This is a genomic window from Candidatus Sulfidibacterium hydrothermale, assembly GCF_020149915.1.
Lineage (GTDB): Bacteria > Bacteroidota > Bacteroidia > Bacteroidales > F082 > Sulfidibacterium > Sulfidibacterium hydrothermale.
Genome location: NZ_CP083760.1, coordinates 2,843,542 through 2,870,290, shown reverse-complemented (window position 1 = coordinate 2,870,290; position 26,749 = coordinate 2,843,542). Strand labels below are relative to the sequence as shown.

General features: G+C 42.7%; 21 protein-coding genes and 1 tRNA gene. 5 read left to right on the top strand and 17 right to left on the bottom strand.

Annotated features, from left to right (window positions below; translation table 11 throughout):
- Positions 1-10 precede the first annotated feature (10 nt).
- The 4 genes from LA303_RS11785 to LA303_RS11770 form a co-directional block, all read right to left on the bottom strand.
- The gene (locus LA303_RS11785) at positions 11-2,692 is read right to left on the bottom strand and encodes a BamA/OMP85 family outer membrane protein (RefSeq protein WP_240525580.1); all 2,682 of its coding nucleotides are present in this window, start codon (positions 2,690-2,692) and stop codon (positions 11-13) included.
- Between the two features lie 2 nt (positions 2,693-2,694).
- Positions 2,695-3,456 (bottom strand): isoprenyl transferase, encoded by a 762-nt coding sequence (locus LA303_RS11780; protein ID WP_240525579.1) that lies wholly within the window; start codon positions 3,454-3,456, stop codon positions 2,695-2,697.
- Between the two features lie 7 nt (positions 3,457-3,463).
- Positions 3,464-4,303 carry a type IX secretion system protein PorG gene (porG, locus tag LA303_RS11775; protein WP_240525578.1) on the bottom strand — a complete coding sequence of 280 codons (840 nt, stop codon included), beginning with the start codon at positions 4,301-4,303 and terminating at the stop codon, positions 3,464-3,466.
- Between the two features lie 62 nt (positions 4,304-4,365).
- Positions 4,366-5,241, bottom strand: a complete 876-nt coding sequence (locus tag LA303_RS11770; protein WP_240525577.1) for an NAD kinase — start codon at positions 5,239-5,241, stop codon at positions 4,366-4,368.
- A gap of 223 nt (positions 5,242-5,464) precedes the next feature.
- On the opposite strand from LA303_RS11770, the gene LA303_RS11765 reads away from it, so the two are divergent.
- A complete protein-coding gene (locus LA303_RS11765) occupies positions 5,465-6,979 on the top strand; it encodes a tetratricopeptide repeat protein (RefSeq protein WP_240525576.1) in 1,515 nt (504 codons plus the stop codon).
- Here the strand turns inward: LA303_RS11765 and LA303_RS11760 are convergent.
- Both LA303_RS11760 and LA303_RS11755 read right to left on the bottom strand, forming a co-directional pair.
- On the bottom strand, positions 6,963-8,432 hold the full coding sequence (locus LA303_RS11760) for an OmpP1/FadL family transporter (protein WP_240525575.1): 1,470 nt from the start codon (positions 8,430-8,432) through the stop codon (positions 6,963-6,965). The two genes, LA303_RS11765 and LA303_RS11760, sit on opposite strands and share 17 nt — an antisense overlap.
- 44 nt (positions 8,433-8,476) lie before the next feature.
- Positions 8,477-9,994, bottom strand: coding sequence for a hypothetical protein (locus LA303_RS11755; RefSeq protein WP_240525574.1), 1,518 nt, complete (start codon positions 9,992-9,994; stop codon positions 8,477-8,479).
- A gap of 84 nt (positions 9,995-10,078) precedes the next feature.
- Between LA303_RS11755 and proS the strand changes: the two genes are divergently transcribed.
- Together proS and mazG are read left to right on the top strand one after the other, a co-directional pair.
- Entirely contained in the window at positions 10,079-11,548 is a 1,470-nt protein-coding gene (gene proS, locus LA303_RS11750; protein ID WP_240525573.1) for a proline--tRNA ligase, read from the top strand.
- Positions 11,549-11,612: 64 nt separating this feature from the next.
- Entirely contained in the window at positions 11,613-12,371 is a 759-nt protein-coding gene (gene mazG, locus LA303_RS11745) for a nucleoside triphosphate pyrophosphohydrolase (RefSeq protein ID WP_240527145.1), read from the top strand.
- Between the two features lie 6 nt (positions 12,372-12,377).
- Here the strand turns inward: mazG and LA303_RS11740 are convergent, their stop codons facing one another.
- From LA303_RS11740 to LA303_RS11730, 3 genes are read right to left on the bottom strand one after another with little or no spacing between them, the layout of a single operon-like run.
- The gene (locus LA303_RS11740; RefSeq protein WP_240525572.1) at positions 12,378-13,463 is read right to left on the bottom strand and encodes a DUF2891 domain-containing protein; all 1,086 of its coding nucleotides are present in this window, start codon (positions 13,461-13,463) and stop codon (positions 12,378-12,380) included.
- Positions 13,464-13,484: 21 nt separating this feature from the next.
- Positions 13,485-14,246 carry a DUF1295 domain-containing protein gene (locus LA303_RS11735; protein ID WP_240525571.1) on the bottom strand — a complete coding sequence of 254 codons (762 nt, stop codon included), beginning with the start codon at positions 14,244-14,246 and terminating at the stop codon, positions 13,485-13,487.
- Between the two features lie 3 nt (positions 14,247-14,249).
- Positions 14,250-15,227 (bottom strand): NAD-dependent epimerase/dehydratase family protein, encoded by a 978-nt coding sequence (locus LA303_RS11730; protein WP_240525570.1) that lies wholly within the window; start codon positions 15,225-15,227, stop codon positions 14,250-14,252.
- A 355-nt stretch (positions 15,228-15,582) separates the two neighbouring features.
- On the opposite strand from LA303_RS11730, the gene LA303_RS11725 reads away from it, so the two are divergent.
- Complete coding sequence (locus LA303_RS11725; protein ID WP_240525569.1) at positions 15,583-16,938, top strand: sigma-54-dependent transcriptional regulator; 1,356 nt, start codon at positions 15,583-15,585, stop codon at positions 16,936-16,938.
- A gap of 291 nt (positions 16,939-17,229) precedes the next feature.
- The gene (lysS, locus tag LA303_RS11720; RefSeq protein WP_240525568.1) at positions 17,230-18,957 is read left to right on the top strand and encodes a lysine--tRNA ligase; all 1,728 of its coding nucleotides are present in this window, start codon (positions 17,230-17,232) and stop codon (positions 18,955-18,957) included.
- A 56-nt stretch (positions 18,958-19,013) separates the two neighbouring features.
- On the opposite strand, the gene tilS is transcribed toward lysS, so the two are convergent.
- The 8 genes from tilS to LA303_RS11680 all read right to left on the bottom strand — a co-directional run bounded on the left by tilS (position 19,014) and on the right by LA303_RS11680 (position 26,426).
- On the bottom strand, positions 19,014-20,342 hold the full coding sequence (tilS, locus tag LA303_RS11715; RefSeq protein WP_240525567.1) for a tRNA lysidine(34) synthetase TilS: 1,329 nt from the start codon (positions 20,340-20,342) through the stop codon (positions 19,014-19,016).
- Positions 20,343-20,401: 59 nt separating this feature from the next.
- Positions 20,402-21,640, bottom strand: a complete 1,239-nt coding sequence (clpX, locus tag LA303_RS11710; protein ID WP_240525566.1) for an ATP-dependent Clp protease ATP-binding subunit ClpX — start codon at positions 21,638-21,640, stop codon at positions 20,402-20,404.
- 61 nt (positions 21,641-21,701) lie between these two features.
- Complete coding sequence (clpP, locus tag LA303_RS11705) at positions 21,702-22,376, bottom strand: ATP-dependent Clp endopeptidase proteolytic subunit ClpP (RefSeq protein ID WP_240525565.1); 675 nt, start codon at positions 22,374-22,376, stop codon at positions 21,702-21,704.
- Between the two features lie 5 nt (positions 22,377-22,381).
- On the bottom strand, positions 22,382-23,731 hold the full coding sequence (gene tig, locus LA303_RS11700) for a trigger factor (RefSeq protein WP_240525564.1): 1,350 nt from the start codon (positions 23,729-23,731) through the stop codon (positions 22,382-22,384).
- Between the two features lie 28 nt (positions 23,732-23,759).
- Positions 23,760-23,841, bottom strand: a tRNA-Leu gene (locus LA303_RS11695).
- Between the two features lie 122 nt (positions 23,842-23,963).
- Complete coding sequence (locus LA303_RS11690) at positions 23,964-24,287, bottom strand: nucleotide pyrophosphohydrolase (RefSeq protein WP_240525563.1); 324 nt, start codon at positions 24,285-24,287, stop codon at positions 23,964-23,966.
- Positions 24,288-24,660: 373 nt separating this feature from the next.
- Positions 24,661-24,813 (bottom strand): 50S ribosomal protein L34, encoded by a 153-nt coding sequence (rpmH, locus tag LA303_RS11685; protein WP_240525562.1) that lies wholly within the window; start codon positions 24,811-24,813, stop codon positions 24,661-24,663.
- Between the two features lie 152 nt (positions 24,814-24,965).
- On the bottom strand, positions 24,966-26,426 hold the full coding sequence (locus LA303_RS11680; protein ID WP_240525561.1) for an aminoacyl-histidine dipeptidase: 1,461 nt from the start codon (positions 26,424-26,426) through the stop codon (positions 24,966-24,968).
- Positions 26,427-26,749: the final 323 nt, after the last annotated feature.

The window sequence follows — 26,749 nt, the reverse complement described above, 5'->3', positions numbered from 1 at the left end:
TTTGCCAAAATTAATCCAAAGAACCGTTCATCGAGAAGTGGAAATGACTTCCGTTAGCATCAGGAATTCCCGGAATTTCATCAAAACCGTAACCCCAATCAAGTCCTAACAAACCAAACATCGGCAAATAAATACGTGCTCCGATTCCGGCAGACCGTTTCAGGTCAAACGGATCGAAATCGTGTGTTCCTGCCCAGGCATTTCCTGCTTCAAAGAAAGCTTCGATGTAAATGGTGGATGTGGGAGCCAAAGAAATAGGATAACGCAGTTCAAGGGTATAACGCGAGTAAATGGTTCCCCCCAGGTTCCGGTTTTTGTAATAGTCAGGTGTAATGGTTTCATTACCGTAACCCCGCATACCAATCACCTCACGTCCATCGTAGTTGTTGTATCCCGACAAGCCGTCGCCACCAAGGTAGAACCGTTCGAATGGTGTGATTCCCAGGTCGTTGTTATATGTTCCAAGATATCCGAAACGGGCTTTGGTTACCAATACCATTTTCGGCATCAGCTCAAAATAGAGATAGGCCTTAAATTTCCATTTGTAATATTCAATCCACTTGTATTTTTCGGCATCTGACATTGTCCGGTAATCTTTGTTGGAGAATAGAGAATAAGGCGGAGTTAATTCGAGCGACAATGAAATGTCAGAACCTGACCTCGGATAAATAGGCTGGTCAACTGAATTCCGGCCCAGTGTGATGGTATAGTTCAGGTTGTTGTACCGGCCGTTTCCATCGCCTACAGAAAAGATGGATGCATAGTTTTCCAGGTTGTAAAGCTGAATGTTAATGGCTTGATAAAGTGTGAAATAGTCATCCGGCCATTTTAATCGTTTTCCTAATCCGATGGTGATGGCGTGGCTGACAAATTTTTGATTTCCGTTATAGTAATAGGCGGTGTCTTCCGGATCAGGAGTAACGGTTGTTTCGCCGTTTATGGAGTAGATGGAGTAATAATACGAAACGGTCAGGGCATTGGGTTTTCGTCCACCAAGCCAAGGTTCGGTAAAGGTAATTCCGGCACTCATATAACCGGCACCATACGTTTGAAAACGAAGGGACAGCTTTTGACCGTCGCCCGAAGGTACCGGACGCCAGGCTTTTCCGTTAAAGAAATTTCTCAAAGAGAAGTTGTTAAAACTCAGCCCGATGGTTCCAATAACACGGCCATATCCCCAACCACCGGAAAGCTCAATCTGGTCGGCAGAAGTTTCTTCTACGCTGTAGTTGATATCTACCGTACCATTAGCCTGGTTGGGCTTGATATCCGGTTTCAGGTTTTGGGCATTGAAATATTTCAGGTTGGCCAGCTCACGGACACTCCGGATAACAGCCGTACGGCTAAATAACTGGCCGGGTTTGGTACGCAGCTCACGGATAATAACGTGGTCGTTGGTTTTGGTATTTCCCGAAACGGTAACCTTGTTAATGCGTGCCTGTTTCCCCTCATGAATCCGGATTTGCAGGTCAATGGAATCATTCCCGACATAAGTTTCTACCGGTGTGGCAGAGAAGAACAGGTATCCGTTGTCCATGTACAAACTACTGACATCGAACCCTTTATCGTTATAATTCAGGTTGGTTTCCAGCAGTTTTTTGTTATATACGTCGCCCGGTTTAATGCCAAGAACAGCACTTAAGAATTTGGAAGAATAAATGGTATTTCCTACCCACGTGATTTTCCGGTAGTAATATTTGTCGCCTTCTTTCAGGTAAATATCAATCCCAATATCCGACTTGTCAATTTTGTAAACCGAATCTTTTACAATCTGGGCATCACGATACCCTTTGGCATTGTATTCTGCAATGATTTTGTTCAGGTCGTCCTGGAATTTCGATTCAATAAACTTGGAACTTTTGAAGATTTGAAGCCGGTAATTCTTGGTAAAATAATTTACCCACTCATTTTTCAGTTTTTTCGGCTTCAGCGTAACAATGTCGGCTACAGAATTTACAACCACCATTCCCAAAGGATTGAGAGGGTTAAAGTAACCTTTTTCGCGGGTGTCTTTCATGGCTTTTCGCACTTTATCATCCGAAAAGGCATGGTTTCCGTAGATGTTGATTTGGGCAATTTTAACCCGTTTGTTTTTCTTTACGTTGATGATGAGGTCTTCAAACTCATTCCGGTTGTTCCGTGGCCCGGCGGGCTTTTGAATGATAGTGACTTCGGCGTTTAAAAATCCTTTGTCACGATAAAAGTTTTTGATGATATTTTCGGTACGCATAATGAGGTGGTTACTTACCACATCACCATGGGTCAGGTTGATTTTGTCTTTAATATCATCCTGTTCACTTTTCTTGATTCCTGTAAAACTGTATTTGTTCAGTTTGGGTTTTTCGCGAAGATAGATGTTGAGAAAGATGCTGTCCCCTTTGATTTTGGTGGCGTAGATCCGTACATCATCAAAAAGGCCCTGGTTCCATAAATTGTGAATGGCCGTGGTGATGTCGTCACCGGGTATTTTGATTCGTTGTCCTTTTTCCAGATCGGACAGCATGATGACCACTGATTTGTCGAGATAACTGATGCCGGAGACATCAATTCCGCCAATGGTGTATTTTTGGGGATGATCGTAACTGATTTGCGAAAGCAGGTCCTTTTCGTTTGTTTGGGCTTTTGACAGAAAAGGCATCAAAAACAAAATTCCAAAAAACAATACCCACCGGCTCCATTCGTTCTTACACATCTTCATTCTGTTTCTGTTCTCCAATTTTTAATTTGTTCTTCTGTTAAGCCGAATCTTCTTTCTCTTCTCTGGTATTCGATGATGGCTTCATAAAAATCATCTTTACCGAAATCGGGCCATAATACCGGTGTAAAATACAACTCGGAATAGGCAATTTGCCACAGTAAAAAATTACTGATACGTTGTTCTCCACTGGTTCTGATGACCAGTTCGGGTTCGGGCATGTGAGCTGTGTTTAAATAGGATGCGATGGTTTTTTCGTTGACGTCTTCCGGGTTTAGAAGACCTTTTTTCTGGTCGTGCAGCATTTTTCTGATAGCATCCACCATTTCCCATCTTCCACTATAATTCAAAGCCAGGGTAAGTACCATCCTGTCATTGTTTTGTGTCTGTTTTATGGTGCTGACCAGTTTTTCCCTGTTTAGTTCCGGAAGGCCGTTGATATCGCCAATGGCATTCAACCGGATATTGTTTTTGTTTAATGTGGGGATTTCTTTTTCAATGGTTTCCACAAACAGATGCATCAGGGCATCCACTTCTTCTTTAGGCCGGTTCCAGTTTTCGGTGGAAAAAGTATAAAGGGTTAGATATTGAATACCCAATTCTGCTGCGGTTTCGGCCACGGTGCGGACAGCATCTACTCCTTTGTGGTGGCCAAAAGCACGATTACGACCCTGCCTTTTAGCCCACCGTCCGTTTCCGTCCATGATAATGGCTACATGGGAGGGAAGCTTTCCGGGATCGATACTTTTTAGTAGTTCCATATATATTTTACCATTGCAGGTTTTTGCATCCCCGCTTGTTGTTCAGTTCAATTTTATATGTTATGCTGACCTGGACAATTCCAAACCAGTCATCTGTTCCGCTGTTTCCGCGTTCTTCACCCGGCGTATGACTCAGTGTCGGGTCAGAAAAATATTGCTCAGCAGTCAGGTTGTTTGGATCCAGTGCCGGTCCGTCAAGATAATAAGTCGTGCTAACATCATCCAGATAGTCCGTAAAAGTTTTATGCATGTTCCATTCGGCTGAAAGGCCAAACCGTTTGCTTAAACTATATTTGAATCCAAAACCAAAAATCGCGGCAAAGTTATATTTTTTATACGGTTTACGGCCATCATAATTGACATTTTGTCCTTCGGTGCCCAAATCGCGCAGATTATAGGTTTGTCCGTTATACGTTGTGGTAGGGTTAAAATAGAAAAAACCGGCACCGGCTGTGAGATAGGGAGTGAATTTATGCTTTTGGCTTCCGGTAAAATAGTCCATAAAATTAAATTCACCCGTTATGGAAATGTCATCGATTACGGTGGTAAAATTGAGCATCCGGTTTTTTACGGCTTCTGTTTTGGCGTCATCACCGGTTATTTTGGCGTGGGTATAAGTGAGCTTGGCGGACCACCGGTTATTAAAATTATACCGGATGATGCCTCCGTAAGCCGGTTGGGGGGAAACAAACGGAGTTCCCGGAACAATATCGCCGTTGTAATAAGAGATGCCTCCGGAAATTCCCGCCTCCAAAGAATTTTGTGCATGCAACCCCTGTGGGAACAGAAATCCTGCTGACAGAACAAAAAGCAGACAGGTAAAAGATATGGGTAAGTTTATTTTCATTTACAGATATTGTCCCTGATTTTGAGCGGCAAATTTAAATCATTTTTATTTTTTGTATTCGGTTAATTCCGGCTGTCGACACCCCATAAAAGTTTTTCCCGAATAGTGGAAAAAAAGTTTTGTCCGGGCATTTGAACCAGATTGATCCTGAAATCACATTTTTTTATAATCATCTCTTCCGTTTTATCGATTTGCTGTTGACGCGAATCCAGCGAAAGGAGATACTTTTCCTCTCTTCCTTCAATTTTGATCCTGATTTCGCTGTTGTCCTGTATAACGATAGGTCGTACCGTTAAATTGTGTGAAGCAATGGGTGCAATCACAAAATTTTCCGAGCCGGGTGTTAAAATGGGGCCGCCCACGCTCATAGAATAAGCGGTAGAGCCTGTAGGTGTGGCGATAATGAGCCCGTCGCCCCAGTATGTGTTTAGAAAAAGATCATTTACATACACGTGTACCGAAACCAAAGAAGTGTTGTTATTACGATAAATGGTTAAATCGTTCAGAGCAAAATTTAATCTGCCAAACAGTCCGCTGGGCTTTTCAAGCTGCAACAGGGTGCGTTGGTCAAGTGAGTAATTTCCACTGTAAATGTGGTCAATAGCCTGGACCATTTCCTGTTTGGATACACTGGATAAAAATCCCAGCCTTCCAAGATTGATCCCGAGTATGGGAACGCCCAGGTCATGAACATAAGGAATAGCATCCAACAAGGTGCCGTCACCACCAATAGAAAACAAAAAATCCAGTTTTTCTATGTCTTTCGATCGAACAAAAACACCCGGTTTTTCAGCAAAACGAATGTGGTCTTTTATCTTGTCGAAAAAGTTTTTATATACACAAATTTTGGCCCCTCTCCGGTATAATTCATCAAACAATTGCTGAACGTACGGTATTTGTCCGGGGTCAAATTGTTTACCAAAAATGACTATTTTCATGTAAAATCGGACTTGTTCAGATGCAAAGGTAGGTTAAAAAACCATAATTTAGCGCAGAATTATCCGGTGCTTTCTTTTCCCGTTTTCACCGGCTGAGCGGTGAAAATGGCCTGTAAGGTGGGTTTAACAGGGCTTTAGTGCTTTTTAAACAGATTTTCGTGGGAAGAAAGCAGGTGATTTTTTAACTTTTTTTTGCTTTTTGATGACCCGAAAAACGGGAAAAATGAAATTCAAAATCTCTTTTTTTTTCATTGTATGGTTGCTTGTTCCCCGTCTTGTTGCTGCCCAGCAGGTAAGGGTTGATTCGTTGTGCCGGGAAGCATATAACGAAATTATGTCGTTACGGTTTGCTCCGGCCCGCCGTTTGCTGGATAAAGAAAAACAGCGTTATCCGGATAATGTTTATGTGGATTATCTGGAAAATTATCGCGATTTTCTGCAGATTTTTATTACGGAAGATCAAACGTTGTTCGACCGGTTGGATGATGCTTTTGATGCCCGGTACGACAGAATAAAAGCTCTACCGGACAGTAGCCGGTATAAAAATCTGTTATTAGGGAACATGAACTTGCAGTGGGCTTTTGCCCGGCTGAAGTTCGGGGGGTATTTTACCGCGGCATGGGAAATTAACCGGGCTTATCGGCTGATTTCGGATAACACGGAAAAGTTTCCTCTCTTTGTGCCTAATGGTATTGCCTTTGGCGTGCTGAATGTGATGATTGGTCTTGTTCCGGATAAATACCAGTGGATGCTGAAAATTATTTCCATGAAAGGAACCGTGGAAAAGGGTAAAACAGAACTTTACCGGGTTTTGGAAGAGTCTTCTCAAAACCGTGTTTATGCTTATCTTTATCCTGAAGCGCTCTTTTATTTGGGATTTATTGAACTCAATCTTTCGCCTAACCGGAAAGCTCCTGAAAAATTGCTCTATTACTTGCGCCAGGTTGATTCCACAAATCTGTTAACCGATTTTTTGAAAGCCGATATTGCCATCCGTTTTGGAAAAAACGATCAGGCGCTGCGACAGTTGAAAAATGCACCGCAGGATTCAAACTATTTGCCTTTTTATTACCTGGATTATTTAAAAGGAGATTGTTATTTGCGTAAGCTGAAAACAGATTCCGCTGATGCAGAATATGCTTATTTTCTTCATCATTTTCAAGGACTGAATTATATTAAAGATGCCTGGAGAAAACGGGCCTGGGCGGCATTGTTGAACAAGAATATCCGTTTGTATCATCAGCGGATGGATTCGGTTTTGGCTTATGGCCGTACCAATGTGGGGGCAGATAAAGAGGCAGAAACCGAGGCGGAATCGGGTGTTGTTCCCAACCTGGTTTTGTTAAAAGCCCGGTTGCTTTTTGACGGCGGTTATTACCAGCAGGCCGAGAAACTGCTTGTAGCCGATACCCATTCTTTTATTACCAAAGCAGAAAAACTGGAGCGGATCTATCGTCTGGCCCGCATTGCCCACCGGCAGAATCATATTCAGACAGCAAAACAGGATTATCGGATTACCCTGCAACTGGGAAGTGAATCTCCCCAATATTTTGCTGCCAATGCTGCCTTAAAACTGGGTGAGATTTACGAATCGGAAGACAGTTTAAAATTGGCACAAAAATATTATCAAAAAGTACTGGATTTACGTTTTGATGAATACGTAAACAGTATTCGCGGAAAAGCCAAAGAAGCTTTGCAAAGAATCTCGGAAAAAGAGAATTTTACAACCGGTAACTAAACGTTAGAATTACCGAATGATTTTGGTAGCTGTTTTGAACTGGAGCTACTGAAATATCACTGGTTCCGTAGAGATAATAATCCTTGTCCATTTTGGAATAAACATACGCCATGTCAAGGACGAAATTTCCGAAGTGAAAACCTACTCCGGCCGAATAAAACTGGCGGCTGCCATCATTTAAATTGCGGGCGTACGGATTTCCGTAATAGGCATATCCGGCTCTGACATCGGCCAGTCCCAGCCTCCATTCCGTACCAATCCGGAAATTGTCAGTAGCCTTGTAATAAGATTTGATGTCGCTGTTTTCGCTTACGTAATCGTATGACGAAGAATTGAATTTTCCGTTTGAATAATTCAGATGTTCATATTCAAACGAAATACTTCCTTTGTCACTGATCAGGATTCCTACATCCGCCAGGAATTTCATAGGTGTGGTAAAATCATATTGATAATTTCCGGTAGGCGAGGAAACCGACGATGGGGAATTCCACTCCAGATCGGCATAAGTGGTGGTGTACCAGGTGTCTTGCAAATTCCAGTACCATGTGGGAGAGTGGTAGGCAAACCCAATCCGAATCCATTTTATCGGTTGTACGATTACTCCCAGTTTGATGTTTAAACCGCAGCCGTGGGTTTCCACATACTGATCGAATTCCCAGCTTTTGAAATAAGGAATGGTGTCGGCAATATCTCTTTCAGAATAATACGAAGTACTATAATACCGTAGGGCATCCAGCCCGATCGTCGCGCCTAAATAGAGTACGTTATTGTAATTGGCCGAAAAAGAGAAAAACCATTCGTTGATGGAGCCGCGTTGTTGTATAACTTCGCGTTGGTAAGTTCCGGCATAAGGAACGGGATTGTAGTACAGGTTTTGATAGCCGGGGATGGTATCGATCAGATAAAGTTGCCAGGCTGGATTCAAATCGAAAGAATACTGGTTGTTGTTGTCATTTTCAATGTCCTGATAATTAATTCCGTCAGCATTTTCGACATAAACATCCAGCCGTGAATTTTTTAAGTTGGGGCCTTGCATATCCCGGGTTGTGTTAAAGTTATTTAACCGGTTCATACCAAATGAAAACTGCATGTATTTCCATCCTTTCTGGTTTCTGTTTCCCAGGTCAATAACTCCGGTATAGCCTAAATTGCTCAAGTTAAAGATCGTTTTATTGTCAGAAGAAGAAACTCCGTTATAAATGGAGCTGACATTCCGGATGTTTATTTCCGGGCTGATCGAATAGATACTTGTTCTGAAAAGTCCCAGTCCGGCCGGATTGGTAGAAGCCACAGAAAGATCTGCTCCCAGGGCACCAAAGGCTCCGCCCATCGCTGTGCTACGTGCCGTGCTTTCGTAAAAGTTTTGGGAAATTCGCAAAGCATCGTCTGCTGTTTGTGCAAAAAGGAAAGACACAAAAAACGACAATGTTATCGTGATGAATAACTTTTTCATGATGATGGTTTTAAATCAGTTAAAAAGAAAAACAGAACCTGTTTTTAACGTTTAATATCTCCCGATCCGGAACTTCTTTTAATACTGCTTGATCCGGATGAACTCCTTCGGGTGGGAGCTGAAAAAGTACGGGTGGGTACCGAGAAACTCCGTGTAGGAGCCGTGCTGCTTCCCGATCCCGAACTTCTTCTTTCCGGACGGTAACTAGGGAACGATACCCGCGAAGGGGCACTGTACACTTTGATTTCTGGCTGCGGCCGACTCCGGTAAACAGAATGAGATGAACGAACCGGACGGTAAACATTTTGTCTTCTTACCGGTTGGTATCTTGAGTTTTCCCGGATGGAACTTCCTGTGCCAAATTCCGGATTAGGACGAACCGGTGATGTACGGTAAAACTCATTGCTGCTACGTGGCGAACGAGATTCTAAACTGCGGTATTGTTTGGGCTTGCTGAATTTCGGTTTAGGCATCGTTTCTTCCCGTACATAAGCCGGCGGTTTGCGGTAATTTTCTGCTCCCCGGTTTCGTGATTCGGAGATGCCGAATTGCGGGCTTCTGTTTCCTTCATAGCTTTTTCTGTACGCCGGAGATTTTTCTGGTTTGTTGAATCTTTCCTGTGTATGTACTGCTTCTGCGCGTTGCCGGGCTTGTTCCGGATTATAACGGACAGAACCGGCAGGCCGGACATATCGGTTTCCTGTTTTTGCCGCTTCGCCGTTTTGCGGATGAATAGGTACTCGTTTAGAAGAAACCTGATCCGTTCCGGCGGGAGTCGATTTGCTGTTCGGCGAAGAATAGACACCAGAACTACCGGCTACTACGCTTTGTGGAATGGAAGAACTGCCGCCCCGGTGTGTCCGCGGTTGATAAACGCTTCGGAAACCTCCATCCGGATAATCCGGATAATATGGCGGATAGTAGCCGTAATAAGGAGGGATTCCATAATACGGCGGGATGTAGTATGGCGGATAATAACTATAGTACGGCGGATAATAACCGTAATACGGTGGATAGTATCCCCAGTAAGGATAAGTCCATCCGAATCCTAAATCAAACCCCCAGCTTGAATAAGGATATCCGAAACCAAACGACCAACTGGAACCAAAATAAGGGCTGCCAAATCCCAGGCCGAAAGAATAGCTTACTGAAGTAGAAGAAGTTGATTTGTCGTTGCTTGTCTGCTCTTCTCCGGGCATGGTGCGATCTTCATAGTATGAATCATAATAGTCAAGTGTGGTGTCGTTGGAGTCATGGAATCGTTTCAGACGGGCTGAATAATCTACATCATAATCGTCGTTGGCTGCTGTTTGTTTGGTTGTTTGTTCTGAGCCTGTCGAAATGTTTTCCACCGAACCTTCATGATAGGTTCCTGTGTTTTCTGTTTGTGTGTTTTTGGTGTAATTTACCGAGGAAGATGTGGTTCTGGCTGCTATGGCCGTGTGGGGAGTAGTGGAGTAGTACACGTCGTCAGTGGGAACACTTTGGGTGGTGCTACAGGCTGTAATGAAAATAAAGCTCACGATTACAGCTGAAAAGAGGATATATTTTGTTTTCTTCATGACGATAAATATTGTGCTTCGATAAACATTGTTTATTTTTGCCGTTCATTAAAAAAATTGCAAAGACTATACCAAAAGTACAAAATGGCAAAAGAACTTACAAAAAGAAGCGAAAATTATTCGCAATGGTATAACGACCTGGTGATTAAAGCCGGGTTGGCTGAAAATTCGGCGGTTCGTGGTTCAATGGTGATAAAACCTTATGGATATGCGATTTGGGAGAAAATGCAGCGTATCCTGGATGAAAAATTTAAGGAAACCGGACATGAAAATGCCTATTTCCCGTTGTTTATTCCCAAATCTTTTTTTAGCAAAGAAGCAGCGCATGTGGAAGGTTTTGCCAAAGAGTGTGCCGTAGTGACCCATTACCGGTTGAAAAATGATGGCCACGGTGGTGTTATTGTGGATCCGGATGCTAAGCTGGAAGAAGAACTCATTGTGCGTCCTACTTCTGAAACCATTATTTGGGATACTTACCGGAAATGGATCCAGTCGTACCGCGATTTACCGCTTTTGATTAACCAGTGGGCTAATGTGGTACGCTGGGAAATGCGTACCCGCTTGTTTTTACGGACAGCCGAGTTTCTCTGGCAGGAAGGACATACCGCCCATGCTTCCCGCGAAGAAGCGATACAGGAAGCTGAAACCATTTTGAAAGTTTATGCTGATTTTGTGGAGAATTATATGGGCGTACCGGTGTTGCAGGGCGTTAAATCACCCAGCGAACGTTTTGCCGGTGCGGTAGAAACTTATTGTATTGAGGCCATGATGCAGGATGGAAAAGCTTTGCAGGCAGGAACTTCCCATTTTCTCGGACAGAATTTTGCCAAAGCTTTTGATGTAAAATACCTGACCCGTGATAATAAGCAGGATTATGTGTGGGCTACCTCGTGGGGAGTTTCCACCCGGCTTATCGGTGCGCTGATTATGGCCCATTCTGATGATAATGGGCTGGTATTGCCGCCAAAATTGGCCCCCATTCAGGTGGTGATTGTTCCCATCTTTAAAAAAGCGCATCAGCTGGAAGCCATTACGGAAAAAGTGCAGGAAATCATGAAAGCTTTGCGTGCCAAAGGAATTTCCGTGAAGTTTGATAACCGTGATACCCAGAAACCCGGTTATAAATTTGCCGAGTGGGAAATGAAAGGTGTTCCAGTACGGCTGGCTATTGGTCCGCGCGATTTGGAAAATGGTACCATCGAAGTGGCCCGGCGCGATACCCTGGAGAAAGAAACACTCCATGTGGAAAATATCGCAGAAAAGATTGAAAATCTTCTCGAAGTCATCCAGAAAAATATTTACCAGAAAGCATTGGATTTCAGAACGGAAAACACTTTTGTGGTAGATACCTGGGATGATTTCAAAGATCGTATTGAAAAGGGCGGCTTTGTTTGGGCGCATTGGGATGGTACAGCCGAAACGGAAGAAAAAATCAAAGAAGAAACCAAAGCTACCATTCGCTTGCTTCCTTTGGACGGAAAAGAAGAACCGGGCCAGTGTATTTATTCCGGTAAACCGTCTAAACGACGGGTGGTTTTTGCCCGGGCGTATTAGTCCTTTGTTTGAAAAGTAGAAATCAGTGAAAAAGAAACAATTTGGGGCATCCCGGGAAGAAAAAATGGAAGCTTTCGGGCGTTTGCTCGATATTATGGATGATCTGCGTGAAGGTTGCCCGTGGGATAAAAAGCAAACCATCGAAAGTCTGCGTTATCTGACACTCGAAGAGGTTTATGAGTTGTCGGATGCCATTCTGGATAAAGACATGAAAGGGATCCGCGAAGAGCTGGGTGACTTGATGATGCATCTGGTTTTTTATGCCAAAATTGGTGAAGAAAAAAAGGCTTTTGATGTCTATGATGTTTTACAGGGTATTTCAGATAAACTGGTATACCGCCATCCGCATATTTATGGCGATGTAAAAGTGACCGGAGCTGACGAAGTAGCTGATAACTGGGAAAAACTAAAACTGAAAGAAGGGAAAAAATCGGTGCTCTCGGGTGTTCCAAGATCATTACCTCCGTTGTTGAAAGCTTTTCGGATGCAGGAAAAAGCCAAGGGCGTGGGCTTTGAATGGGAAAAACGCTCGCAGGTGTGGGATAAAGTAACGGAAGAGTTACAGGAACTGCATGCTGAAGTGGAACAAAACAGTCCGAAAGAAAAGTTAGAAGACGAGTTTGGAGATTTGCTTTTTGCCCTGGTGAATTATGCCCGGTATCTTGGTATTAATCCGGATGATGCGTTGGAAAAAACCAATAGGAAATTTATCCGTCGTTTTCAGTACATCGAAGAACAGGCGTCTAAAGAAGGCCGCAGCCTGACGGATATGACGCTGGACGAGATGGATGCTTACTGGAATCAGGCCAAGGAAAAAGAATAGTTTTTTTTATTGCGTTAGTGCATAAATGGCAAATGAAGCCAGCCAGTGCCCGCCCATATAGCTGTCTCCCATCAGGTTGGGAAGAGAATACCGGACATGCCGGTTAGCTACCGGAATCAGGTAATCAAATTCCGGGTATTGTTTAGCCAGTCCGTACAAACACCAGGCCCGGCTGAAATTCAAACCATCCAAATGTACCAGTGTTCCATCTTTACGGTCGGAAACTACGCCGGGGGTCCAGGTGAAGTTTTTGTTCATCAATTCCGGTAAAAATTTCTTAAGCCAGTTTTTAAATGAGGCTTCCGGTAATACCTTTCGCATAATATCCATTTCTTCCATGCCCGGCGAAAGAAAATCGTAGCCGCTGGGTTCCCAACGTAACGGGTACGCACTGTCTTTCAGATAAAAATCTTTGGCTCTCCGGCGAATCAGGTTTTCAAAAGCGGTATCGTGAACTGCCTGGGCATAATCCATAGCAAACGAAAGTCCGAAAGCGGTATTGGTATGGGTTCCTACCCGGATGGGATAATGCAGCCGCGGCAGATAATTTTTATACAACGCCACAATGGTGTCGGTGAGTGGTTTTAGATTGGTTTCCAGTTTTTGTCCCAGCGGGGTATGCCAGGTGTGCAACTCGGCAGCCAGTTTCAACAGCCATGCCCAACCGTATGTGCGTTCATACAAATGATTCAGCTTAGGTTGGAAGTAAGCTGCTTCACGCAAAATGTTTTCTTTTGATAGTTGTTGTTGTAAAATCGCTTTAATGGTATCGGCTTCTTTTAAGTTCGGAAATTGTTTCAGTAGCTTCACCAGCGACCAGTGTCCGTGAACCGATGAATGCCAGTCGAAACAGCCATAAAAACAAGGATGAACTTCACGCGGTGGTTTCAGGTCTTTGTCCGAAGTAAGCACTTCCCCGGGTTTGTTTGGATATTCTTGGTGGATACATTTTAAAGGCAGTTTAACCAGCTTTTCGGCTTCATTCCGGGTCAGTTGTAAAGGTTTTTCATCTCCGGTTTTTGCTGGTGATTGGGTTGCGGAATGACATCCGGCAAAAATTAATAAAACAATGAAAAGTAAAAATTTATTCATGATATTCTTTTTGGTTTAGTCTTATAAAATTCCAGGAATCAGGGCTTTTCGTTCTTTCGGATAATCCGTAAAATAATGATGATACCACCGGTGATGATCCAATGCCCGCGGAATCAGGTTGGCGGCGGTCCATAGGGCAAATGAAAAGGCCGGCAGACACCAGCTCATCAGCGCCCACCCGCTCCATTCAATGATTTCTCCAAAAAGATTAGGAGACGATATTTTTTCGAATAATCCGCCATGAGGAATGTAATATCCTTTTTTTCCGCCTTTTCGTAAATTCAACAATTTCTGATCAGCAGTAATGTTGATGATCATGCCGGTAAAAAACAGGATGAGGCCGGCAATGAACTGCCAGCTTTTGAACCACGATACCGGATAGTCTGGCTTGAGCGTTCCAAACCAGTATCCGTTAAAAAATCCGTTGGAAAAATTGAAAAACAGGGCCAGCAAAACAATGAGCCAGGGCATCTGTTTCCCATTGTCGCGTAACCGGAAAGGAAAAATGAATATCCGGTTGAAATAATGCAGCATAAACAATCCGTAAAATACATAAACCGGAGCTGTTTTAGGCGCTTTTCCATGAAAAAAGAACCATGAAAAAACAATGGCCACAGGCAGTTCCATTAAAAACCAACCCAAACGGTTTTTTACCATAGGCCCCCAGGTATTGCGGGTGTGCCGTCCGTAAGGAACGGTGACCTTTAATAAAATGGGAAAAATGACAACAGCCAGTGCCATCCAGGCATAAAGCAAATGAAAAAACAGTTTTTCACTCATCATGGTTCAAAGATATTGATGTTTTTTAAACCAGTTGATGGTATCGGCAAGGGTTTCTTCCAGCGGACGGGGAGAAAATCCCAGTTCGCGACGGGCTTTTTCAGAAGAAATATTCGGATGAGCATTTTTTAAAATAGTCAGACTGGTGCGGGTATAAAGTGGTTCTTTGTTTGCTACACGGGAAAAAAAGGTGATAAAAGGAACGGCCCCATATGCCAGCCAGAAAGGGAAAACCGGAATAAGACATTTTTTATTCCGGTGAGCACAAATTATTTCGGCCAGTTCTTGCAGGCTCTTCCAGGTTCCCGAAAGCAGGTACCGTTCACCGGGATGTCCTTTTTCGGCAGCGGCTATTGCTGCAGCAGCCACGTCGCGAACATCCACCCAGTTATAGCCGCCCGGAACCAGTCCGGGTAATGAGCCCTGATAAATCTTTTGAATTACCCGGCCCAAATAAGAAGGCCGTTTATCACAAGGACCGATGATGGCTGTTGGATTGAGTACAATAACCTGAAAGTCAGTGGTGTTTTGTTCCAGAACCCATTTTTCAGCCACAGCTTTGCTTTTTTCATAAATCAGATTGGAATCTAATACCAGCGGACGGTTTTCGTCAAGAGGTTTATTGTGAGGAAAGGATTGTAGCGTATGTACGGAACTAAAATGGATCAATTTTTTTACTCCGCTTTTTCGTGCAGTGTTCACCAATTTTTTGGTTCCGGTTACATTGGTTTCATAAACCGGTTCTTCTTTTTCGTTGCCGATGGAAATTTTGGCGGCCAGGTGGAAAATAATTTTCCGGTCGTTGCACAATTGCTCCAAAGTTTCTTCCTCCTGGAGGCTTCCCGTTACGATTTCCACCGGAAGGTTTTGTAAGTTTTCCGGATGGTGATGTACCAATACCCGTACCTTATGGTTTTTCTCGAGAAGCTGTTGAACAAGGCAGGTTCCCACATGACCCGTTGCACCGGTTACGGCAACTTTCATTTTTAATTTTTAGTGAAAAGTACAAAAAATCATACGAATAGGGGGGCTGATGTTAAAAAAGTATTTAAGTAGTTGTATTCCGGAATCGGGGAGATTATCCGTAAATGGAGTTTTTTAGGGCCTGGGAAAGCGTTTCATATTGGGAAAAGTAGATTCAAGAATTTTGGGTAATTTTTTAATTTGTTTAAAAACAGCGAAATATGCTTTATGGCATACGGATTGTAAGCGTTTGCTAACCTTGAAAATAGAAGAATTTATATCAGGAAAAAGGAGTGGAGTCCCATTTTGAGAATTTTCCAAAATATGGAAACTTTTCCGGCGATTTCCAGTATAATAAACAACAAAGGCAGGTTACATGGCAGCAACTCAATCTCCATTAAGAATTTTTATTGTTGAAGATGACCATTTTTACGGCGAATTACTGAAACGTCATTTGGAACTGAATCCGGACAATGAAGTTTTTTTATTTCAAACCGGAAAAGAGTGTCTGGATAATTTGTATAAAAAACCGGATGTGATTTCGCTGGACTATGGGCTTCCGGACATGCGGGGTGATCGTGTTTTGAAAAAAATAAAAGAAGATTATCCCGACCTGCCGGTTATCATTGTTTCGGGACAGGAAGATATCCAAACGGCTGTGGGGTTGTTAAAAGCCGGTGCTTACGATTATTTTGTAAAAGATTACGATACGAAAGACCGTCTTTGGAATGCGGTGAATAATATCCGTCAGCATAAAAATCTGCGGGTTGAGCTGGATAGCCTAAAAAATGAATTGGGTAAAAAATATGCTTTCCGGAATATTATTAAAGGTAACAGTCCGCCATTAAAAAAGGTTTTTGACCGGATGGACAAGGCCATTCGTTCCAATATTACGGTTTCCATTACCGGTGAAACCGGAACCGGGAAAGAGTTGGTGGCAAAAGCAATACATTATAATTCTCCCCGGGCCAAAAAGCCTTTTATTCCCATCAATGTGTCGGCTATCCCCAACGAACTGATTGAAAGTGAGCTTTTCGGATATGAAAAAGGTGCTTTTACCGGTGCTGATACCCGGAAAATCGGAAAGTTTGAACTGGCTAATGGAGGAACCCTTTTCTTGGACGAAGTGGCAGAAATGGATATGAACATGCAAACCAAATTGTTGCGTGTTATTCAGGAGAAGGAACTCACACGAATCGGAGGCCATGAAGTCATAAAAATTGACGTGCGCTTGATTGTAGCTACCCATCGCAATTTGGCCGAGGAAGTGAAAAAAGGAAATTTTCGCCAGGATTTGTATTATCGGCTTCTCGGACTTCCTATTGAATTGCCTCCGCTGCGGAATCGGGGACTGGATATTATTTTATTGGCTAAACATTTTGCTGAACAATATTGTAAAGAGAACGGTCTGGAACCCAAAGTGTTTACCAAGAAAGCACAGGATAAATTGATGAGTTACAGTTATCCGGGCAATGTTCGGGAACTGGCTGCTATTGTGGAACTGGCTACAGTAATGTCAGACGGTAATGTAATTGATGCCGGAGATATTCAGTTCTCTTCTGCCGGACTTCCCTCTGATATTTTGTTGGAAGAAACAACGTTGGCTGATTATAACCAAAAAATCATTCGTTACTTTTTGGAAAAATATGATGGAAATGTGGTGATGACTGCCAAAAAACTGGGGATTGGGAAATCCACGCTTTACCGGATGTTAAAGAATAAAAACATCTAAAAATCAACGGGTTAAATATTTTTTCATTAAGTTCTGACAGGATTCACTAATTGTCTTTTCCGAATTTTTTACCACGAAAAATGGTTGGCAAGAGATTTATACTCAGGATTTAAAGTTTCCTTCTCAGCCAGCCGGCGGATTTTAGCATCTCCCGTTTCATTTTGTTATCGATCCGTTCGGATTTAAATGGGCAACCGGTCTTCTTCAAAATACTTCATGTTCCCGTTAAATTTCATTGCTTGCGCTAATTGCAGAAGTATTATCTTTGCAAAAATTTTAAAGAAAGCAGGTATGCAGCAGCTGAGTGAACAGGAAATCGTTAGGCGCAAGGCGCTCGAAGAGTTGAGAAAACTGGGAATTAATCCTTATCCCCAGGCCGAATATAAAGTAACGGCTACAGCCAAAGAAGTAAAAGAAAAATATCCGGAAGATAATACGCTTTTTCAGAACGTAAGTATGGCCGGCCGTATTATGAGCCGGCGAATTATGGGAGCCGCTTCGTTTGCCGAGATTATGGATCCCACCGGTCGTATCCAGATTTACCTGAAACGCGATGATATTTGTCCCGGAGAAGATAAGACCATGTACAACACGGTCTTTAAAAAATTGTTGGATATCGGTGATTTCATCGGGGTGAAGGGATTTATCTTTGTTACCAAAATGGGAGAAATTACCCTGCATGTGACCGAACTGACAGTGTTGGCTAAATCGCTGCGGCCGCTTCCCATCGTAAAAGAAAAAGACGGAAAAGTTTATGATGCTTTTACCGATCCTGATCAACGGTACCGGCAGCGGTATGTCGATTTGGTGGTGAACGACCATGTCCGGGATATTTTTGTAAAAAGGGCCCAGATTATTCGTTCTATGCGCGATTTTTTGAATGCCAAAGGCTATCTGGAAGTGGAAACCCCCATTTTGCAACCCATTCCCGGTGGTGCTGCTGCCCGTCCGTTTATTACCCATCACAATGCGCTGGATATTCCGTTGTATCTTCGTATTGCCAATGAACTTTATTTAAAAAGGCTGATCGTTGGCGGTTACGAAGGCGTTTTTGAATTTGCCAAAGATTTCCGGAATGAGGGAATGGATCGTTTTCATAATCCGGAATTTACCCAAATGGAAATGTATGTGGCCTATAAAGATTACTTGTGGATGATGAAAACCACGGAGGCCATGCTCGAAAAAATTGTCACCGATCTGCACGGCACCACAAAAGTACGGGTAGGTGAAAACGAGATTGATTTTAAAGCACCTTTTAAACGCATCAGTATTTTGGATGCCATTAAAGAAAATACAGGCATTGATGTAAGCGGAATGAACGAAGATCAGTTGCGTGAGGTGTGTAAAAAGCTGGATATTGAAACGGATCCGTCGATGGGAAAAGGCAAGCTGATTGATGAGATTTTTGGGGAAAAATGTGAGAAAAATTATATCCAGCCTACTTTTATTACTGATTATCCGGTAGAAATGTCTCCGCTTTGTAAACGGCACCGGGATAATCCGGAATTGACCGAGCGTTTTGAGTTGATGGTGAACGGGAAGGAACTGGCCAATGCTTATACTGAGCTGAATGATCCTATTGACCAGCGACTGCGTTTTGAAGAGCAGGTACGGTTGGCCGAAAAAGGGGATGATGAAGCCATGTATATCGATTATGACTTTTTGCGTGCCCTGGAATATGGTATGCCGCCCACATCGGGTATCGGAATCGGTATTGATCGGCTGGTTATGCTCTTAACGGATCAGCCATCCATCCAGGAAGTGTTGTTCTTCCCGCAAATGCGACCTGAAAAGCCGGTAAAAGTTTATGGACCGGAAGATTTTACCGCTTTCGGTATCAACAGCGAATGGGCTCAGCATATGATCAAAGCCGGATTTTCCAAACCCCAGGATCTTTCCGGAATGAAAGCCACCGCCATTCAGCAGAAATTAAACGGATATCGTAAGAAGAACAAATTGGATATCCCGGCAATCCAGGTAGATGAAATTGAACGCTGGCTGGAAAAGTTAAGTGAATAAGCTTTTTATCGTTTGCTCAGGTTTATAGACCGTTCTGGGAAAAGTGTCTGTTTCCTTTATGGATGCCAGGTAATTTTTAGAATGGTTTGCGTTTTGTCTGTAACACGAAATTTCTCGGATGTCCGGTAGCCGATGACCCAAATGATTTCATCGCCACTGGTCAGCAACCAGATTTCATCGCGCAAAAAGCGGTTGATCTTTTCATCAGTAAAAAAATCGCTCAGCAATTTACTTCCTTTCATTCCAAAAGGAGAAAACCGGTCTCCTTTTTGCCAATGCCGTAGTTTTAAAGGAAAACGGAGTTTTTCCTGATCAAAAATAGCCTCCTTTTCTGTGGTAAAAAGTGAGGAAACCTCTTTTTTAAGAAAGGAAGTAAAAGAAAGAGAAATCGGCTTTTTTAAAGGTTTACCGGGATGGACAAGATACACTTTGTCATCTGGCAGTTCGGCTCTCTTTTTTATTTGCAAAACATGCGCATCGTTTAGCAAAACATGGGTGTCAGAATAGAATAACTGTCCGGTTTGTTCCGACTGGAGTACGTCGAAAATGTTATCCGTCGTTTGCCGGTTAAAATGAAATTCGCGGAGCAGAAAATAAAACCAGGCCTTTTGGGGAGACGGGAAAAGGAGTTTCTCTTTTTTGATATGAACGGCTGTTTTTTCCCGGATGAAAAGATTTTCTTTTTTTTCATCAATCAACTGGTTGAAGACAGCATCGGTTTCTTTTAACTTTTTCAGGCTTTCGGCCAGGGCTTTTTGGCTGCCCGGAAATTCTTTTTCGAAAAACGGAAGCAAATGGTGGCGGATGCGGTTACGCAGAAAGTCGTCAGAATCGTTGGAAGAATCTTCCCGGAAAGGAAGATGATGTTTTTGGGCATAAGTCATTATTTCTTCACGCGAGGCAAACAACAACGGCCGGATAAACACATCGCGTGCCGGTAAAATGGATTTTAGTCCGTCCAGTCCCGAGCCGCGTAACAGCTTAATAAAAAAAGTTTCGGCATCGTCATCGCGATGATGTCCTACAGCCAGTTTTTGAAAGTGGTGTTTTGTAAGCAAAGATTCAAACCATGCATATCGTAAGTGGCGTGCGGCCATTTCAATACTGATTTTTTTATCTTTTGCGTAAATGGATGCGTTACAGTTTTTTACATAAACCGGGATGTGATAAATTTTGGCTTGTTCCCTGACAAATTTTTCATCATTATCCGATTCACGCCCCCGAAGGTTGAAATTGCAGTGGGCTATGGCAAGAGAAAATCCGGCCCGGTGCAAAAGGTGCAACATGACCATAGAATCTACCCCACCGCTTACCGCTACCAAAATCTTATCATCGGAAGAACAAAGCTGATGTTGCCGGATATGGTTTAAAAATTCCTCAAACATGTTAAACCCAATGCCTTTTAAAATGTATCAAAAGTACATTTTAATTTTTTAACCGGCATTTACACCGCAGCTTTTAATTTGGAAAGATTGGATTTTTCCAGTTTTTCTTTGGCATATTTCAGGGTAACCCGCCACTTTTTGGTCTGTTTTTTCGATGGCAGTTCAAACATGGCATCCATCAGAATGGCTTCGAGAATGGAGCGCAATCCGCGGGCTCCCAGTTTAAATTCAATGGATTTTTCAACAACAAAATCTAAAACGGCGTCATCAAAAACCAATTGAATGCCATCCATTTCAAACAGCTTGGTAAATTGTTTTACCAGCGCATTTTTCGGTTCTGTCAGGATGCGTTTTAATGCTTCTTTATCCAACGGATTCAGGTAAGTCAGAATGGGCAGGCGTCCGACAATTTCAGGAATCAGCCCGTATTTTTTCAGGTCGGCCGGAGAGATGTATTGCAGCAGGTTGTTCATGTCAATTCCTTCCTCTTTATGTCCGGCAAAGGAGTAACCTACCACATTGGTACGCAGACGGGCAGCAATAATTCGTTCGATTCCCTGAAAAGCACCTCCCGAAATAAACAGGATATTCCGGGTATTGACCTGGATCATTTTTTGTTCCGGATGTTTTCGTCCGCCCTGCGGTGGTACATTAATCACCGAGCCTTCAAGTAATTTGAGCAAAGCCTGTTGTACGCCTTCGCCCGAAACATCGCGGGTAATGGAAGGGTTGTCGCTTTTACGGGCAATTTTATCTATTTCATCAATAAAGATGATTCCTTTTTCGGCGGCTTTTACATCGTAGTCGGCAGCTTGTAGCAGGCGGGTCAGGATGCTTTCCACATCTTCGCCCACATAACCGGCTTCAGTTAAGACGGTAGCGTCAGCAATGGCAAACGGAACATGCAGCATGCGGGCAATGGTTTGTGCCAGCAATGTTTTTCCGGTACCGGTATCTCCCACGAGAATGATGTTTGACTTTTCGATTTCCACGTCATTCTCATCTGAGCGTTGTCCAATTCGTTTATAGTGATTGTAAACGGCCACAGAAAGTACTTTTTTGGCGTCTTCCTGCCCGATGACATACTGGTCGAGAAAAGCTTTGATTTCTGCCGGTTTTAACAGCGTGTGATCGATTTTTAGTTCTTTGTGTTTGGCACGCAGTTCTTCATCCAGAATGGTTTTGGCCTGCTCGATGCAATAATTGCAAATTTGGGCTTCCAGTCCGGTTACCAGCAGATCGGTTTCTGATTTAGGCCGGCCACAAAATGAGCAGTGTTCTTCTTTTGATTTTGCCATGAATAACAGATTGATGTTGCCTGTTTTTACAGAGACAACACATTAAAACATTTTTCAAAGATTATTTTTGCCCCAGCACTTCGTCAATCATGCCATAGTCTTTGGCTTCTTTGGCTGTCATCCAGTAATCGCGGTCGCTGTCTTTTTCAATTTTCCGGTAAGTCTGTCCGCTGTGTTTGGCAATAATTTCGTAAAGTTCCTTTTTGAGTTTCAGGATTTCACGAGCCGTGATTTCGATGTCAGATGCTTGTCCCTGAGCTCCGCCCATTGGCTGGTGAATCAGTACGCGCGAATGCGGCAAAGCGGTTCGTTTGCCTTTTTCGCCGGCACACAGGATGATGGCTCCCATAGAAGCCGCCATTCCGGTACAGATAGTAGCCACATCGGGTTTGATGTATTGCATGGTATCGTAAATGCCTAAGCCGGCATAAACCGAACCCCCCGGTGTGTTAAGATAAATCTGAATGTCGCGGCTTGCATCCACCGATTCTAAAAACAGCAGTTGTGCCTGAATGATATTGGCCACGTAATCGTCGATCGGTACGCCAAGAAAAATGATACGGTCCATCATTAACCGCGAAAAAACATCCATTTGTGCTACATTCATCTGACGTTCTTCAATAATGGTAGGGGAGATATAATTACCATAAACCGAGCTATAGCGCTCTAATGTCATGCTATTGATCCCCAGATGTTTGGTGGCGTATTTTTTAAATTCGCTGCTGCTGTTGTTCATGATGTTTAGGCTTTAGGAGTTGAAATTATTTTGACGAATTCGTCTGTGGTGACTTCTTTTTCGTCTTTTTCAATTTTCTCTTTAAAGAAAGCAATGTAACGCTGGTCCATCAATTCGCCGAAAATCCGGTTGTATTCCTGTTCGTTGCTTAAAAGCTGGTCAATCAGCTGTTCGGCCTGTGGATTGGTAGTGTCTCCTTCAGGAATCTGGAAATAGCTGCGCAATTTATTACGGACATCTTCGCGGGTTACTTTCAGTGCGTCACCAGTGGCTTCGATCAGTTTTTGTTCTATCAGCTGCCATTTAAAAGTCTTGGCATAGCTGTCGTATTGGCCATCAATTTGCTCTTTGGTGGCTTTTCCCTCATTGCTTTCGTAAAGCCAGCGTTTCAGAAATTCGTCCGGCAATTCCGGATTTACTTTTTCAAGAATAGCATCAATTACATCCGAAACAAACTGTTTGTCGGCATCCATCTGATAATGGCTGGCCAAATCTTCGCGGATACGGTTTCTGAAATCTTCTTCGGTTTTCAGGTCATCGGAAGGATAAACCTGTTTAAAGAATTCTTCATTCAGTTCAGCCGGAATGGTACGGATGATATCTTCTATTTCAAAAATATAATCCGCTTTTAATTTTTCTTCATCCGATACACCGAGCAGTTCTTTTACTTTGTCGTCGTTTTTAAATGCTTTGGCAGGGTTGAAAACAACTTGTGCTCCTTTGGCTTTACTGACAAATTTTTTCTGAATGGTTTTCAGTGCAATGTCAGAAATGACAAAAGAAGCTTCTTCTTTTACATGGCCGTTTTCCACCGGATTTCCTTCTTCGTCAGCCTGGATGAATTTCCCTTTTACGGTATCATCAAGTTCGGCTTTTTCCGGATGTTCTTCTTTTCCGAGCCGTTTACGGATATCTTCCAAAGCGTTTTCCACTTCTTCATCACTTACCTTGATTTTGTAATAAGGTACTTTTCCGATTTCGTCCAGGTTTACTTCAATGTCAGGAGCAATGCCGATATCGAAAAAGAAGTCGAATTCTTTATCTTTATCAAAATCAATGGTTTTGGTTTTTTCAGGATTGGGCAGCGGATTTCCCAGTACGTTGATTTTATTTTCGTATAGATAGTTGTTGAGGGCATCAGAAACCGTTTTGTTTACTTCATCGGCCAGAACAGCTTTTCCGTACATTTTTTTGATCATTCCCATAGGAACCATTCCGGGACGAAAACCGGGCATTTGTGCTTTCCGCCGGTATTCTTTTAATTGTTTGTTTACGTTTTCGATGTAATCTTCTTCTTTCAGATTGATATGAACAAGGGCTGTGAGTTTGCCGCTTTCTTCTTGTGTAATATTCATTGAAATGATTTTTGTTAAAATAAAAATGTGCGGATGAAGGGACTCGAACCCCCACGCCTTGCGGCATCAGATCCTAAGTCTGACGCGTCTACCAATTTCGCCACATCCGCAAAATTATCCCTCTTTTTAGGGGCTGCAAATATACTACTTTTTTGGATTGACCGGTTTAAAATTTGTTTTTGGTGAAGGCTGTATCTGAAAGAAATAACCGGTTTTCAAGATAGCAGTTTCCTTACAATTTCGGATTGTTTTTATGACGGTTTTTGTCGCGCTTTTCTTTTTTCTCCAGATTCTTTATGAGCGCTTTTTCCAGATCGATTCCTGTTTGATTGGCCAGGCAAATCACTACAAAGAGCACATCCGCCAGCTCGTCGGCCAGATCAGCAGATTTATCGCTCTCTTTAAAGGATTGTTCTCCGTATTTCCGGGCCATAATCCGGGCTACTTCGCCTACTTCCTCTGTAAGAATGGCCATATTGGTCAATTCGTTAAAATAACGGACACCGGTAGTAGTAATCCAGTTATCTACTATTTTTTGAGCCTCTTTTATTGTCATTGTTCTGGGTTTTTTACAAAAATAGAATAATCAGAAAACCGGTGCTTGTGGTGTTTGTGTTTTTTCTGATTAATTTTGGATGTGCATCGGTTTTTGTGGATAAAACGGGGAAATTTTTTTTTACAAGTTGTTTTTGTGTTGTACGTGCTTTTGCCGGGGAAAATATTATAGGCATTACTTTTATTTAAAGCTTCATTTCATAAAAAGGGATGAAGCTTTTTTTTAGCTAAAAGAAAATAAGCGATGCAGCGGAGAAACAGATGTTGTTATTTAACAGGGAGGGAAACACAAAAAAGAGACCGTCTTGAATAGCTCAAGACAGTCTCTGTAATTTCTACGGCTATATAGAAAAATATGAACCTCAGTTCACTTACTATCTGCGTTCGTCGGAAACAGTAAGTTTTTTTCTTCCTTTGGCTCTTCTTCTCTTCAAGACTTTACGGCCGTTTACACTAGACATTCTTTCACGAAAACCGTGTTTGTTCTTTCTTTTTCTTACTGATGGTTGAAACGTTCTCTTTGTCATCTTCCTGTAAATTTTGGGACTGCAAAAATAGACTATTTTTTCAATCTGACAAATCTATTGTCAAAAAAACTTTTTCTTTTTTTCGGATAAACAAATTCCCTCTTCGAAACCATCGAAAAGGGAATTTGTTTTTTTGTTTCAGAAAAGGGAAATTACTTTTCCGGAACGTTTTTAAGTGTTTCTACCAGATAGTCCCAGAATTTCTGGACGGTAGCGATATTTACTTTTTCATCCGGTGAATGGGGCCAGCGGATCGTTGGTCCGAAGGAAATCATATCCCAATTAGGATAAACCGAACCGAGCAAACCACATTCCAGGCCGGCATGGATTACTTTTACTTCCGGTACTTTTCCGAATTTTTTTTCATAGATTTCTTTCATTTCTTTCAGGATAATCGAATCGGGATTGGGTTTCCATCCGGGATAGTCTCCTGAACTTTCGGCTTTCAGTCCGGCACCTTCAAAAGCAGCCCGTACATCGGCAGCCAGTTTGTCTTTTCCGTCTTCGGTAAGGCTGCGCTGTAATGTGGCCAGTTCCATTTTTCCGTCTTTGGCTTTTACGATAGCCAGGTTGGTAGAGGTTTCTACAATCCCTTCCAGTTCTTTGCTCATGGCAATAGCGCCATTGGGGCAGTCGGCTACGGCTTTAAACAAAGCATTTTGTGCTTTTTCTTCCATCACCTTGGCTGGTTTTTCGGTAGTTTCAGCCGTAACTTCTACGCCTTCATCGGTTTTGGCAAATTCGTCTTTTACAAGTTGGTCAAATTCTTTCACAAATTTTTCAAAATCCGCTTTTTTGTCTTCCGGAACGACCACTACGGCAAAAGCTTCACGCGGAATAGCATTACGCAGATTTCCTCCTTCCACTTCGGCTACGCGTAAACCAAACTTTTCGGCAGCGGTAACCAGTAACGCATTGATGATTTTATTGGCATTGCCCCGTCCGAGGTTGATATCCAGCCCGGAGTGTCCGCCTTTCAAGCCTTTAACAGCTACTTTGTAAGCTGCCGTGCCTTCCGGTACATCTTCTTCTTTGTATTCCATTTCACCGTTGGTGTTCACACCACCGGCACAGCCAATATACAGTTCGCCTTCGTCTTCCGAATCAAGATTTAACAGGATGTCTCCATCCAGCAATCCGGGTTTCAGTCCTTCAGCACCGGTCATGCCGGTTTCTTCGTCAATGGTAAACAAGGCTTCTACCGGACCGTGTTGCAGGTCTTTGGCTTCGAGTACCGTCATGGCAGCCGCCACACCGATTCCGTTATCAGCACCAAGGGTTGTTCCTTTGGCGGTTACCCATTCTCCGTCAATGTATGCTTCGATGGGATCTTTTTCGAAATCGTGATCCACATCTGAATTTTTCTGAGGAACCATGTCAATATGTCCCTGAAGAATGATGCCTTTACGGTTTTCCATTCCTTCTGTGGCGGGTTTTTTGATAATGACATTGCCTACTTCGTCCACAATGGTTTCCAGTCCAAGGTCTTCACCAAATTTTTTCAGAAACTCAATGACTTTTTCTTCCTTTTTCGAAGGACGCGGTATTTGTGTCAGGCTGTAGAAGTTTTTCCACAAAGCCTTAGGTTCCAGATTTAAAATTTCTTTACTCATGATTTTATAATTTTAAGATTGTCCATTCAATTTTATTTCTCCATGTTGGGTAATTCCAAACCATAGCCTTTCTTCTTGTCTTCTGCTTTAAGGAGGAATCCGAAAATAACAGATAACACACCAAGTAACACAAATATGAGAATATCGTTCTCGTAATTATAAGTTATGTTCAGTTTTTCTTTCTCGATAATGGGATACGTTGTCTTGGTAAAAACAGTAGCCAACGCCAGCAGCGAAGCTCTGCTTCCGTCTATCAGGTTAAATTGAGCGGCAGCATTTATGTTATTTGCAATGATGTTATTTTGCAAAGTAGTTTTATTGAT